Genomic DNA, 13,155 nt, shown 5'->3' with positions numbered 1-13,155 from the left:
TCGGTCCCAGCTCGGCGACCGCGACGCCGACGCCGAGAACCCGCCGCACCCGATCGAGAAGGTCGCCGAGCTGGGACCGACAGGAGGCGCCCGGCGCGGTCACCGTCTCGCCGTCGCTCTCGTCGACCTGGTCGAAGAGGATCCGGCCGATCGCCTTCGAGATGTCGTAGTGTTCGGCCTCGTAGCCGAACGAGCCCGCCATCCCGCAACAGGAGGAGTCGAGCGGGTCCACGTCGTAGCCGGCCCGGCGGAGCACGCCGACCGCGTGGTGGTCCTTGTTCGTCGCCTTCTGGTTGCAGTGGCCGTGGTAGGTGAGCGTCTCGCTCGGCGCGTCGAACGCCAGCCGCTCGTCGACCCGGGCGGCGTCGAGGTACTCCAAGACGCCGTAGGCGGCCGCGGAGACGGTCTCGACGTCATCGTCGTCGAGGAGGTCGAGGTACTCGTCCTGGAACATCACGGCGTCCGAGGGCTCGACGAAGACGACCGACTGCCCGTCGCGGACGCGGGGCGCGAGCCGCTCGACGTTGGTCTCGGCGCGCTCGCGGGCCTCGTCGAGGAAGCCCGTCGAGAACGCCGCGCGGCCCGACGGCGCGAGGTCGCCCGGCACCTCCACGCGGACGCCCGCCGCCTCCAGCACCGCGACGGCGGCCTTGCCGGCGGCCGGGTAGCTGTAGTTGGTGTAGGTGTCGGGGAAGAGGACGACCGTGTCGACCGCCTCCTCGGGGGCGACCGTCGACCCGCCGCGGGAGTCGAACCACGCCTCGAAGCTCGTCGACCGGAACGTCGGCAGCTCCCGGTCCGGGGCGATCCCCGCGACCGCGTCCATCACCTTGCGAGCGCCCGGAATCTTCGACGCCGCGTTCGAGACCGGCGCGAGCGTGCTCCCGAGCGCCGAGAACCGGTCGATGTCGCGGAAGATCCGCTCTCGGAGGCCCGCCCCCTCCTCCTCGTGGTGCTCGTGTTTCACCTCGGCCTTGAGCTTCGCGAGGTCGACCCCCGTGGGACAGTCGCTCTTACACCCCTTACAGCCGACGCAGAGCCCGAGCACCTCCTCTTGGAACCGGTCGGAGTGGATCTCCTCCTCGTCGAGCTCGCCGCTGATCGCGGCTCGGAGCATGTTCGCGCGGCCGCGGGTCGACTGGATCTCCTCCTCGGAGGCGCGGTAGGTCGGACACATCACGCCGGAGTCGGTCTCCCGGCAGGTACCGCAGCCGTTACACAGCTCGACGAGGTGCGAGAAGCCGCCCTCGTCGGAGAAGTCCAGATCGGTCTGCGGCTCGATCGACTGGTACTCCGGCCCGTACCGGAGGTTCTCCCGCATGTCCGTGTCGGCCGCGGTGTCGGGGTAGCCGCGCTCGGCGGCGGTGTCGCCGTCGACGTAGACGACCTTCCCGGGGTTCATCCGCCACTCGGGGTCGAACGTCGACTTGAGCTCCTGGAACGCCGACCAGAGCGACTCGCCGTACATCTTCGGGTTGAACTCGGTGCGCGCGAGCCCGTCGCCGTGCTCGCCCGAGAAGGCGCCGTGGTGCTCCAAGACGAGGTCGGTGACGTCCTCGGAGATGGAATGCATCTTCTCGACGCCCTCCTCCTCCTTCAGCGAGAGGATGGGCCGGATGTGGAGAGTGCCGGACCCGGCGTGCGCGAAGTACGCCGCCGAGGTGTCGTGATCGGTGAGGACGTCCTCGAACTGGCCGACGTACTCCGCGAGCTCCTCGGGCGGCACCGTCGCGTCCTCGATGAACGGGTACGGCTTCGGGTCGCCCTGCATGCCCATCAACAGCGGGATGGCCGCCTTTCGGAGCTTCCAGATGTCGGCCTGGTCTTCGGGCGTGTACGCCTCCAGTACGTCGAACGCGTCGCCCTCGTCGACGAAGTACGCGTTCGTGTCGGCGATGGCGTCCTCGAAGTCGTCGACGAGCTCGGAGTCCCACTCCAGCATGAGCGCCGCGGCCGCGCGGTCCGGGATCGGCTCGGCGTACTGCGCGAACTCCTGTGAGCCGGCGGCGAGCGAGAACACCTCGTCGTCCATCAGCTCGACCGCGCTCACCGGGAACTCCAGCGCCTCGGGCACCGCCTTCATCGCGTCGACCAGCGAGTCGAAGGTGTACAGCGCGAGCGCCGTCTCCTCGGGGCGGGTGACGAGCGACACCTCGGCCTCGACGATCGTGCCGAGCGTCCCCTCGGCGCCGACGAACAGCTTCGAGAGGTTGATGACCTCCTCGCCGTCGTCGTTCTCGTAGATCACCTTGTGGAGGTTGTACCCCGAGACGGAGCGCTTGAGGCTCGGGTACTTCTCGTCGATCTCGGCCTCGTTCTCCGCGACGAGTGCGCGGGTCGTCTCGTACAGCGCGGCCTCCCGGTCGTCCTTGCCCACGATCTCCTCGTACTCGGGGGAGTCGAGGACGATCTCGCGGGTCTCGATGAGCGAGCCGTCCGCGAGCACGACCGTCAGCTCCTCCGTGTACGCGTCGGTGATCCCGTACCGCACCGAGTGCGCGCCCGTGGAGTTGTTGCCGATGCCGCCGACGACGGTCGCCCGCGCCGACGAGGCCGGGTCCGGCGCGAACTTCAGCCCGTCCTCGGCCAGCCGGTCGTCGAGGTGGTCCTGCACGACCCCAGGCTGGACCACCGCGCGGCGGTCGTCCGGTCGGACCTCGACGATCTCGTCCATGTACTTCGAGAAGTCGAGCACGACGCAGCCCGGCCCGACGGTCTGACCGCCGAGCGAGGAGCCGGCGCCCCGCGGGATGACCGGGACCTCGTGGTCGGCCGCGACCCGCATCGTCGCCTGCACGTCGTCGACCGAGCGAGGCGTGACGACGCCGGCCGGGCGCGCCTGATAGATGCTGCCGTCGGTCGCGTACAGCACCTGCGCGTACTCGTCGAACTGGACCTCGCCGGCGACGCGCTCGCGGAGGTCCTCCGCGAGCGCCCGATAGGCGGGGACGTCCGGTCGGTCGTGACCGAGCGCAGACGCCGACGTGTCCAAGTCGGGCGTGTCAGCTCCCCACGTGGGCTCAGTTGCCATGATACTACTCGGGGTCGAAAGGCGAATAAAACCTTTGTTAAAAATGAATATGATCACGAGCCGACTGCGGCGGTCGATAGCCGCGCTGTTTCGCTTTTTTCATTAACGTTAAGAGATAAATTTTTCGCGGCGGCGTCCCGCCCCGGCGGCGTCCCGCCGGGATTTATTGCCTCACCGAGCGAGGGCGACCCATGGAGATACTTCACACCTGTCTCAACGTGGCCGACGCCGACCGCACCGCCGACTGGTACGTCGAGCAGCTCGGCTTCGAGCGCTCCTGGGAGTTCACGACCGCCGACGGCGACACGCGAAACGTGTACGTCTCGGACGACGCCGGCGTCGAGTTCCAGCTGTCGGACACCGACGGCGCGGAGCCGAGCGACGACGGCGACCGGTACGACCACGTCGCCGTCGGCGTCGACGACGTCGACGCGACCTTCGAGGCGATCGACCACCACGGCGTCGTGAAGGAGCCCGGCGACCAGCCGGAAGCCGGCGCGCGCACCGCGTTCGTGAAGGACCCCGACGGACACGCCGTCGAGCTGATCGAGCCGCTGTAGTCCGGGCCGTCCCGAGACGGAGCGCGTCACCGCGGACCGTTTTCACGCTATTCGACGACGGGACCGATCGAACGGTCGAGCCGCCGGCGTCGCGTTTCGGAACACGGTGGCTCCGGAGCGGACGGGGATCGCCAAAAGAAGAGCGTTCTCGAAGTTCGGACGCGACCTCAGAGGATGCCGGCGGCCTCGGCGGTCTCGACGATGTCCTGCGCCATCTTGTTGGTCGCCTCGTCGACCATCTGGCCGTCGACGCTCACGGCGCCTTTGCCCTCCTCCATCGCCTCGGCGTAGGCGTCGACGATGCGCTTGGCGCGCTCGGCGGTCTCCGGGTCCGGCGCGAACACTTCGTTGCCGATCTCGATCTGCGACGGGTGGATCGCCCACTTGCCGTCGCAGCCGATCATGTTGGCGTTCTCGGCGGACCCGCGGAACCCGTCGGCGTCCTCGATGTCGGCGTACGGGCCGTCGAGACACGGCAGACCGGCGGACTTCGCCGCGGCGTTACACTCGGAGAGCGCGTGGTGCCAGTAGTGGCCCGGGTACTCCGGGAACTGACCGATGTCGAGTCCCGGCGTCCCCATCGCGGCGGAGTAGTCGCCCGGCCCGAAGATGATAGACGAGAGCCGGTCGGAGGCGTGCGCGATGTCGTGGACGTTGTGCATCCCCTCGCCGTCCTCGATCTGCGGTTCGAGGCCGATGCCGCCGACCTCCAGGTCGTTGTTCACCTCGACCTGTTCGAGGAGGTTCTCGACGGTGTGAATGTCGCTGGCGGACTTGACCTTCGGAACGATGATGTCGTCGATGTGCTCGCCCGCCTCGCCGACGACCGTGATCAGGTCGTCGTACCACCACTGGGTGTCGATGCCGTTCATCCGGAAGCTGAGGACCTTGTCACTCCAGTCCTCCTCGCGGGCGGCCTCGATGAGCGGCGCGCGCGCGTCCGGCTTCGCGTTCGGGGCCACGGAGTCTTCGAGGTCGAGGAACACCTCGTCGGCGTCGCTGTCGGCCGCCGAGTGCATCATTTTCTCGTCGCTCGCGGGCGTTGCAAGCTGCGTCCGGCGAAGAGTGACGTCGGTCATATAGCGGCTCAATCACGCTCGTCCACGGAGATAAAGGTACCTTACCCGGGGGTATTTTCTCTGAGTCGGAAGCGAGTGAATACTGATTCGGACCGTCACGAATACTGATTCGGACGGTCGCGATCGGACCGCCCTCGCGGCCGCGGGTCCCCGTCGCCTCAGCGGTCCGCGCGCCGGACCGCGGCCACGACGAGCAGCGCGAGCACGAGCGCCCCGACCACCGCGCCGAGCGTCGTCAGCGAGAAGAGACCGGGCTCCTCGACCGGAGCGGCCGCCGCGGTTCCGGCCGGCTCGACCGCGACCGTCGCCGTCGTCGAGTCGGTCTCGCCGGCGTCGTTGGTGACGGTGAGCTCGACCTCGTACTCGCCCGGCTCCGAGAAAGTCGTCTCGGTGACGCTCCCGGCCGCCGTCTCGCCGTCGACGTCCCAGTCGTAGGCGACGATCTCGCCGTACCGGTCCGAGGAGCGGACTCCGGAGAGCGTGACGCTCTCGCCGGTTTCGATCCCGTCCGAATCGACCGTGATCGCCGCCTCGGGCTCGCTCACGGCCGACACCGCGAAGACGGAGAACCCGGGCGTCTCGGCCGCCAGCACGACGTCGCCGCCGTCGCGGTCGACGACGGACGTCTCCAGCGCCTGCCACTCGCCATCCGAGTGGCGCGAGAGGCGGAGGTCCTCGGCGTCGGCGCCGGCCGCTTCGAGCCGGTCGGCGCCGATCCGCGTCCGGATCGTGGCCGGCGTGTTCCGCGCGTCGTCCGGGACCGTGATCTCGACCACCGAGACCCCGGCGCCCGGCGCCCGTCCGGTCGACTCGGGCGCCGCGTCGAGCTCGACGACGCCGACGTCGCCCTCGACGGCGCCGCCGAACTCGATGCCTTCGACGCCCGTCTCGCCGGCGAACGCGACGCTGCTCGACGCGCCGTCGGCGCTCGCCTGCACGGTCGCGGCCTCGCTCGCGACCGCTGTCGCGCCCTCGGGGACCCGGACCACGTCTTCGACCGACGGCTCGTCGGTCGGCGCGTCGCCCGGCGCGTCGGGCGTGTCGGCGCCGCCGGAGCCGCCGGGTGCGTCACCACTACCTCCCCCACCGGGTGCGCCGCCATTACCTCCCCCACTAGGAGCGTCGCCACCGCCGGTAGGCGGAGAATCACCGTCGTCCGCATTATCCCCGTCGTCGGACTCGGGGACGTCCTCGAACGTCAGATCGACTCGCTGTACGTCGCCCGACTCAAACTCGACGGGCGACGGGTTTGTGCTCTCGGCTTCTGTCCGCTCGATTTCGTCACCGTCGATGAAGAACTGGACTTCCGAATCGGGGTCGATCGAGGTGTTACTCCCGACGAGGAGTTTGTCTTCGAACACACCCGAGCCGCCGTATTCCCCCGCCTCCTCGACGGTGAGTGAGTCCACGACGTCGCCGTTGACCTCGGCCTCGACGACGAGGCCCGCAGGCGCCTGCTCGCCGTCGACCGTGACGCTGCCGTGGTACGACGCCGGCGGGTCGGGGCTCTCCTGTGCCGCCACCGCTCCCGGGACTGCCATCATGGAAGTAACCATGACGGCCGCGAACAGCACCGTTGCGATGCGTTGTCTGTTCATGGATCTAGTTGTCGTCGTCTTCGACGTCGATAGTCGGTCCGTCGGTCAGGAGCAGTTCCTCGTAGTATTCGGAGGGGGACTGATCCTCGGCGTATCCGGTAGCGATTTCGCCAGATCCGTCGACGAGGAGCCAAGTGCCGTCAAACGCGCCGAAGCGCGCGTTGGGTGCGCCGGGCTGTTCGGGCTGAGCCTGCAGGACGGCCGAATCGGTGATCGAACCGGTGCCGCCGAGTGCGACGGGGATCTCGTCAACATCGTTTGCCGCGCCGGTCGCGACGAGATTCCAGCCGTTCTCGACCTCTACAGAGGTCGGTTGCGCGGCCTCGCTCTCAACCGCGGTGTCTATCGGAACGACGACGTCCTCGTCGATCCCGTTGTTCGTGATAACGACCACGTCGCCGGCGGAGAACGTGTCGTCGGCATCGACCTCCTCGTACCCCTCACCGTTCTCGTACGTGAACGCGTTGCCTTCGATGTCCAGCTCGCTGAAGATCTCGCTGGCGGTTCCGTCAGGCGCCGCGGAGAACCCGACTGCGACCGCCTCGCCGTCGCTGTCCAGTTCGATGTAGGATCCGTAGTTACGGATGGACTCTACATCCGTGTCCGCTTGCTCGTACGGGGTAGTAAGCACGGGGTCGTACAGTGCATCACCGCGAACGCTCGGAGTGCCGTCCTCGCCCCAATAGTTGAGCGGAGCGAAGACACGCTCAGCAGATCCCTCTGCGTCGATACCGACGCCGTCGGTGTCGTTGAAGTTGTTCCGGACGATGGAGACGTTGGCGACCGTTTCACTGTTAGATCCGTAAACATTGATACTGATCGCACCGGAATCGTACGTCTCGAAATCGTTATCCGCGATCACACCACTACCGATAGCCTCCAAGTCGACATTACCGTCTGCGGTGTCTTCCACCACATTATTCGTAAATACGAGCGTCTCAACATCGCGGAGCCCGGCTGGATCGCTGCGAAGGATGTTGTCAGTAATGACGACAGAACTGTGCTCAGCGCTTCCGAACACGTTCACTGCCGCAGCGTCGTCGCTTCGGATATCGTTCCCGGCGATGACGACTCGTTCTGTCGGTCCAGGCGAGCCTTGGACCAGTATTCCGTTCGCGTTCTCGCCCTGCGCCCGGATCGTGTTATTCGCGACCGTCGCCGTGTCCATACTGCCGCCGTAATCTGCTAATACGACACCTTCGGCCTCTTGAGTGGAATTGAGCGTGAATCCCGCCACTTCGACACCACTCGCGCTCACAACAACTGGGCCGTTAATAACCGCTTCCGGCTGCCGGTCGCCGTGGTACGGCGTATCCGCATTAGGTCCGCTGAGCGTGATGTTCTGTGTATCGATGTCAACGCTTTCGTTATAGACTCCGGATTCAACTTCGATTGTGTCGTTTTCATCAGCAGCGTCAATCGCTGCCTGAATCGAGGCGAACTGCCCGCCGGTGTCGTTAGTCACGGGCGCGAACGACTGAGCATCATCTTCGATACTCGCGTTCAGCCACGGCGTGAACTCCACGTTACCGGAGGCCACGGCACCCTGACTGTCATTATTGTAAGCGTTGGTGTCGACCGTGGGTCCGTTAGCGCTACCCCACCAGTTTGAGGTAGCGTTCAGTGTGGCGCTCAGGTCCTTGTTCTGCACCCCGACGGGAGCGCCTATCAGATCATTATTGACCGCTGTGACTTCGCTTGCATCGGCGGTCGGATCGTCCTCCACCTCACCGCCGGCCGTATCAAGTCCGATTCCCACACCAGGATAGGGAGCAGCGGTGGCGTCCGCAAAGACGTCGTATTCCGAGCCATTCCCGATTCCCTCCATGGTATTGCCCTCAATTACGACATTCACTGGCTGAACGGAAGATTTGCTCGAAGGTGTGGACGCGACGGCGTATGTCCAGCCGGCCGAGTGGATGTCTTGGATCGTGTTGTATTCCACGTGGACATCATCGAGCTGATTCTGAACCTTCACGCCAACTGCGCCACCGTAATTTTGCCAGCTGTCTCCCCCAGTGTTATCGATATCCTGAATGAGATTATTCGAAATGGTGATATTTGTAGCCCGCTCCGGACTTTGCTTGAATACCTGTACACCGTGAACTGAGAACGAAGATCCGGTAGGAGTTGCGTCGCCGCGAACCCCGGTTACGATATTATTCCGTATTGCAGTATTGTTACTATTAGTGAAGATGGCCGCAGCGGTTGGTGAGTCTGGCGTGAACTCTACACTAGGTGAGACAGTGAAACCGCTGAGAGTAACGCTATCAGCGCTGAGTCCAATCTGACCCTCAACAGTCGCTTCAGTTCCTCTGTTGTCGCTATCACCGGGTGTATCCGCATTCGGACCATTAATCCAGAGGTCCTCGGTGTTCACCGTGACGTTCTCATTGTAATTACCAGGCCTGACTTCAACAGTGTCTCCAGGGTTGGCGTTGTCTACGGCGGCTTGAATGCCCGCGTATATCTGATTGGTGTCAGAGTTCCCTTCTGCGGGAACAATGTCCACGAGTGCGCCCTCGTTTCCGGAAATAGTCGGGTCAGGGTCGGAGAAGACCTCGATAGCTACGTCTCTGTCTTGCGTGATCGTCACTGCTGAGAAGTTGTTATCCGTTACACGAGCCGGAGTGGCGTCAACACCGACAGCGTATCCGACGGATCCCTCAAACGCATTTCCGGTGACGCTTACGTCCGACGAGGACGAGCCAGCCGTCTCGCCGTTAACGTAGACGTGGTTGTTCGCCTCACCGTCAGGTGTTGTGAATGTATTTTCGGAGATGGTCAAGTCGGTCTGACCGTCACCTGTCAGGATACCGTACGTGTCGTCGCCGGGAGAAACTTCGATTGAGTTGTGGCTGATGTCTACGTCAGATGACCCAGCGACCACGTAAACACCCGTCTGGCCTGCGTCAATATTCAATCCCGACACGGTAACGTGATTGGCGTCGATACCTACCGTCGTCGGGTAGGACTGGACATCGGATGTGCCCGAAATGGTGGGTGTTACGCCGTCAGCGGATTTTATCGTAACGTTATCCGAATCGACTACGAAGTCATCATACGATCCGTCTTGGACGGTAATAGTCGTGTTAGCTCCTTCATCGTTGATGGCGGTTTGAATGGACTGGTAGTCACCATTCGTACCAACTACGACCGATGACGAGTCAGCGGCTGCACTCCCCGCGAACCCGGCCCCCATCGCGATCACTGACAGCACCATGATCGCGGCGAGGAAGACTGCGCGGAACCGCGCGCGTGTCATCTATTGACCACCGTTCGTTGCGTCGTCCAGCGTGAGTCGTCGATAAGCATGTGCATAATCGCAGTACTCCGTGGTGGAGATGTCTCGATGAAGTAGCGGGAGAGGGGTAGTATTTCGCCGCCAGAACCGTCGTTTCCGCGCGTTGAAACCTCTTCAGGCTCCCCCTGAAACGGCGTTTAAGACGCTGCACCGCTGGATACGGACTCAGCCCTCAACGCGAGATCTCCCACGAAAAATCGTCGGGGTTCGAGGCGAAGTCGGCCCCGGCCGCGTCAGTCGTCGGCCGGGGTCCGCGGCTCGGCCGGCGGCTCGGCGTCGTCCGCCGGGTCGTCCACGGCGTCGGCGTCGGGAGTCTCGTCGAGCCGTTCGTCCGCCTCCTCGGACCGGTGGCGCTCTCGGATCTCCTCGATCGAGCGCGCCTCGATGTTGTGATGACACATGACAACTATTGGCAAGCGCTAGGCACAAAAAAGCATTACGCCGATTCGGTCGTCGACGGGCGTGAAAACGGCGTTTCAGGGTTTGACGAGCACCTTGATCGCCTCGCGCTCGTCCGTCATCCGGTACCCCTCGGCGACCTCGTCGAGGCCGACCGTCTCGGTGAACACCGGCGCGGGGTCGAGCGTGCCTTGGAGCACGTCGGCCATCAACTCCTCGGCGTACGCGCGGACCGGGGCCACGCCACCGGCGAGCGTGACGTTGTCGCCGAACAGGCCGAACACGTCGAGCCCCTCGTCGTCGACCCCGTAGGGGACGCCGACGTAGCCGATCGTGCCGCCGGGCCGGACCGCGTCGATCGCGGTGTTCATCGCGCTCGCGGCGCCGACGCACTCCATCACGTGGGTCGGGCCGCCGTGGGTGAGCTCGCGGATCCGCTCGACGGCGGCCTCGCCGCGCGCCGAGACCGTCTCGGTGGCGCCGAACTCCGCCGCGAGTTCGAAGGGGTCCTCGCGGTGGCCCACCGCGACGATGCGCTCGGCGCCGAGCCGACGCGCCGCGAGGACGCCGCAGAGCCCGGCCGCGCCGTCGCCGATCACGGCCACCGTGGAGCCGGCGGTCGACGAGCCCGTACTGGATGAACGCGAGCGAGGAGCTCGACAACCCGAACGGCTCGCTGATGAACCCGATCTTCACCAGCGTCGTCGCCTCCAGCGGGTACGCGACGAGCGGGAAGATGAGGAACGGCACGAACAGCGCCGACCCGCTGATGCCGACGGTGTTGACGATGGTCGCCCCGGTGACGAACGCGACGAACAGCCACCAGTACGCGGTCCAGTAGTCGATCCCGGCGTCGGCGGGCGTCGGTGCGAAGCCGTACACCCCGGCGACGAACGCGAGCGGGGCGAGAAACACGAGCAGGTGCTGATAGCGGAGGAAGCTACGCTGCACGTCGCTCGACAGTGAGGGGCTCATTGAATCGTGAACGACCGGTAGCCGAGATGCGTATGAATTAGTTATTATCACTAATAGTTCGGATGAAATCATCGAATTCTCGACCGGAGGAGGGTACGGTGTTCGGATTCGTTTCTCGACGGTGAAATATCAGCGAAGTGGTTGAAAAATTGAGTTCACGCCGCTCGGGCGGCCGCTTCCCGCGCGAGGGAGGGGGCCGCGAGCGGCGGGCCGACGCGCCCGACCGCCGACGGCCCGGACGGTCAGCGCCGCCGCAGGTAGAGGGCCCCGCAGATCAGGGCCGCCCCGGCGAACAGCACGAAGGCGGCCGCGGCGGGCGACGGGAGCGAGCCGAACCCGCTCACCTCCACCGGGACCTCCCGCTCCGAGTCACCGTCCCCCGCGTCGGCCCCGGTTCCCGCCGACTGGCCGGCGGGCGCCGATTCCGTCTCGGTCGCTCCGGAGTCCGACGAGGAGCCGCGCTCCGTGCCGGACTCCGAGCCCGAATTCGAGTCGGAGTCGTCGGTTCCGTCGCCGTCGGAGCCGTCCGTCTGGTCGTCCGCCGCGTCGTCGTCCGACCGGTCGGTCGAGCCACCGTCGTCGGTGACCGCGACGGAGGCGCCCCATTCGGCGGTCACCGCGTACGCCCGGCCCTCCTCGTCACCGAGCGTCTCGACGGAGACGGCGACGTCGGTGGAGCCGACTGACTCGCCCCTGACGGTGACCGTCGCGACCGTCACCGCGCCCGCGTCGTCCGTGTCCAACATCGCCGCGCGGACGGACGCGTTCGAGCCGTCCGGGGCGACCGCGACGTCACGGGCTCCGGAGTCGCCGGCGACCTCCGCGTCAACGACCGCCGCCACGTTCGGGTCGTCGACGGCGACCGTCAGGTCGTACGCGCCGACGCCGCCGTCGGCGTTCCCGACGACGACGTCGACAGTCGTCGTCTCGCCGACGACCGTCGGCTCGTCGGCCCCGGCGAGTCGCACCGGCGTGTCCGTCGCCGCGACGGCCGGGACCGCCGTCGCGGTCAGCAGCAGCACCCCCAACAGGACCGCCGTCGCGGGCGCCGTCGGAGCGTCGATACCTGACATCTGTCTGATTCACCCCGTCTCCTCGGCGAACAGCGTCTGGATGTCGAGCAGCGAGAACTCGCCGTCCCCGTTGAAGTCGAACGCGTCGGGCGAGTTCTGCACGACCGAGCCGTCGCGGTCGGCGAACAGCGTCTGGACGTCGAGGACGTCCACGCTGCCGTCGCCGTTCACGTCCTCGTAGACGCCGTCGCCGTCCGGGTCCTGCGCCGGGGCGTCGGAGTCACCGACGACGAGGGTGGACGCCTCGAGCGTGGCGCCGGACGCGGCCGTCACCTCGTACGCGTTCCCGGACTCGTCGCCGAGTTCGGAGACGTCGAGCGAGACGTCCGTGGTCCCCTCGGCGGCGGACTCGACGGTGACCGTCCCGAGCGTCACGCTCCCGTTGTCGTCGGTGTCGACGAGGACCGCTTCCATCGTCGCCGAGGAACCGTCCTCGGCGATCTCGACGTCGGTAAGGTTCTCGTCGACGTTCGAGACGCTGGCGTCCGTGATCGACGCCACGCTCGGGTCGTCGGCGGTGACCGTCATCGAGTACACGCCGACGCCGCCGTCAGCGTCGTCGACCACGACGTCGTACTCGGCCGAGTCGCCGACCGCGACGAGTTCGCTCTCGGGCGAGAGACTGACCTCGGTGGATGGCCCGTCGGTCGGCGGGTCCGGGTCGGGCGCTTCGCTGACGGAGACCGTCTGTGTGGTCTCGGCGGTCGCGCCGTCGTCGTCGGTGACGGTCAGGGTGACCGCGTAGTCGTCGGCGGCGGCGAAGGCGTTCGTCACCTGCTCGCCGGACGCGTCGGTCGTCCCGTCGCCGTCGAAGTCCCACTCGTAGCTCTCGATCGAGCCGTCGGAGTCGGTCGAGGCGGACGCGTCGAACGTCACGTCTTCGCCGACCGTCGGGTCAGCGGGCGTGGCGTCGAACGCGGCCGACGGGTCCTGGTTCGCCGGCTCGTCCGCCGTCACTTCGAACGTCGTCGACGCGCTGTCGTCGTCGGTCGAGACCGTCACGTCGTGATCGCCCACCGTGAGACCGGCGGTGGCGACCGCGAAGCTCACCTGCTGGCTCGCGTCGCCGTCGAGCGTGACCGACTCATTGTCGACCTCGCTTCCGTCGACGTCGAGCGCGACCGTCTGCGTGTCGG

At 66.2% G+C, this 13,155-nt stretch carries 8 protein-coding genes and 2 pseudogenes; 1 reads left to right on the top strand and 9 read right to left on the bottom strand.

The features are described 5' to 3' along the window. Positions 1 to 3,031, bottom strand: a 3,031-nt coding sequence (locus tag DJ75_RS05280) for an FAD-binding and (Fe-S)-binding domain-containing protein (protein WP_254921884.1), incomplete at its 3' end; no start/stop codon positions are given. Between the two features lie 191 nt (positions 3,032 to 3,222). On the opposite strand from DJ75_RS05280, the gene DJ75_RS05275 reads away from it, so the two are divergent. Further along, a complete protein-coding gene (locus DJ75_RS05275; protein WP_094523225.1) occupies positions 3,223 to 3,591 on the top strand; it encodes a VOC family protein in 369 nt (122 codons plus the stop codon). Positions 3,592 to 3,758: 167 nt separating this feature from the next. Here the strand turns inward: DJ75_RS05275 and DJ75_RS05270 are convergent, their stop codons facing one another. The 8 genes and pseudogenes from DJ75_RS05270 to DJ75_RS05240 form a co-directional block, all read right to left on the bottom strand. Continuing rightward, positions 3,759 to 4,670, bottom strand: a complete 912-nt coding sequence (locus DJ75_RS05270; protein WP_094523223.1) for a CoA ester lyase — start codon at positions 4,668 to 4,670, stop codon at positions 3,759 to 3,761. 158 nt (positions 4,671 to 4,828) lie between these two features. After that, positions 4,829 to 6,268 carry a PKD domain-containing protein gene (locus DJ75_RS05265; protein ID WP_094523221.1) on the bottom strand — a complete coding sequence of 480 codons (1,440 nt, stop codon included), beginning with the start codon at positions 6,266 to 6,268 and terminating at the stop codon, positions 4,829 to 4,831. Between the two features lie 4 nt (positions 6,269 to 6,272). Next, positions 6,273 to 9,533 carry a right-handed parallel beta-helix repeat-containing protein gene (locus tag DJ75_RS05260; RefSeq protein WP_094523219.1) on the bottom strand — a complete coding sequence of 1,087 codons (3,261 nt, stop codon included), beginning with the start codon at positions 9,531 to 9,533 and terminating at the stop codon, positions 6,273 to 6,275. A gap of 272 nt (positions 9,534 to 9,805) precedes the next feature. Next, a complete protein-coding gene (locus DJ75_RS18535) occupies positions 9,806 to 9,973 on the bottom strand; it encodes a hypothetical protein (protein ID WP_170938305.1) in 168 nt (55 codons plus the stop codon). A 75-nt stretch (positions 9,974 to 10,048) separates the two neighbouring features. Next, positions 10,049 to 10,585, bottom strand: a pseudogene (locus tag DJ75_RS05255) (zinc-binding dehydrogenase); the annotation flags it as partial. Continuing rightward, positions 10,581 to 10,946, bottom strand: a pseudogene (locus tag DJ75_RS18985) (sulfite exporter TauE/SafE family protein); the annotation flags it as partial. The pseudogenes DJ75_RS18985 and DJ75_RS05255, both read right to left, overlap by 5 nt. Before the next feature lie 242 nt (positions 10,947 to 11,188). Beyond that, positions 11,189 to 12,019, bottom strand: coding sequence for a hypothetical protein (locus DJ75_RS05245; RefSeq protein ID WP_094523217.1), 831 nt, complete (start codon positions 12,017 to 12,019; stop codon positions 11,189 to 11,191). A gap of 9 nt (positions 12,020 to 12,028) precedes the next feature. Next, positions 12,029 to 13,155 (bottom strand): PKD domain-containing protein (locus DJ75_RS05240; protein WP_141211980.1); only part of this gene is annotated, 1,127 nt, incomplete at its 5' end.

Origin of the sequence: Halorubrum sp. Eb13 (genome assembly GCF_002252895.1) — an archaeon.
In the GTDB taxonomy this organism is placed as follows: Archaea; Halobacteriota; Halobacteria; order Halobacteriales; family Haloferacaceae; genus Halorubrum.
Note: the sequence above shows the minus strand (reverse complement) of the source record. Positions and strands in the feature narration are given on the sequence as shown.

Excerpts from the sequence above, each read along its gene's own strand:
- DJ75_RS05265 (WP_094523221.1), bottom strand. The coding sequence starts at position 6,268 with ATGAACAGACAACGCATCGCAACGGTGCTGTTCGCGGCCGTCATGGTT.
- DJ75_RS05245 (WP_094523217.1), bottom strand. The coding sequence starts at position 12,019 with ATGTCAGGTATCGACGCTCCGACGGCGCCCGCGACGGCGGTCCTGTTG.
- DJ75_RS18535 (WP_170938305.1), bottom strand. The coding sequence starts at position 9,973 with ATGTGTCATCACAACATCGAGGCGCGCTCGATCGAGGAGATCCGAGAG.
- DJ75_RS05260 (WP_094523219.1), bottom strand. The coding sequence starts at position 9,533 with ATGACACGCGCGCGGTTCCGCGCAGTCTTCCTCGCCGCGATCATGGTG.
- DJ75_RS05270 (WP_094523223.1), bottom strand. The coding sequence starts at position 4,670 with ATGACCGACGTCACTCTTCGCCGGACGCAGCTTGCAACGCCCGCGAGC.
- DJ75_RS05275 (WP_094523225.1), top strand. The coding sequence starts at position 3,223 with ATGGAGATACTTCACACCTGTCTCAACGTGGCCGACGCCGACCGCACC.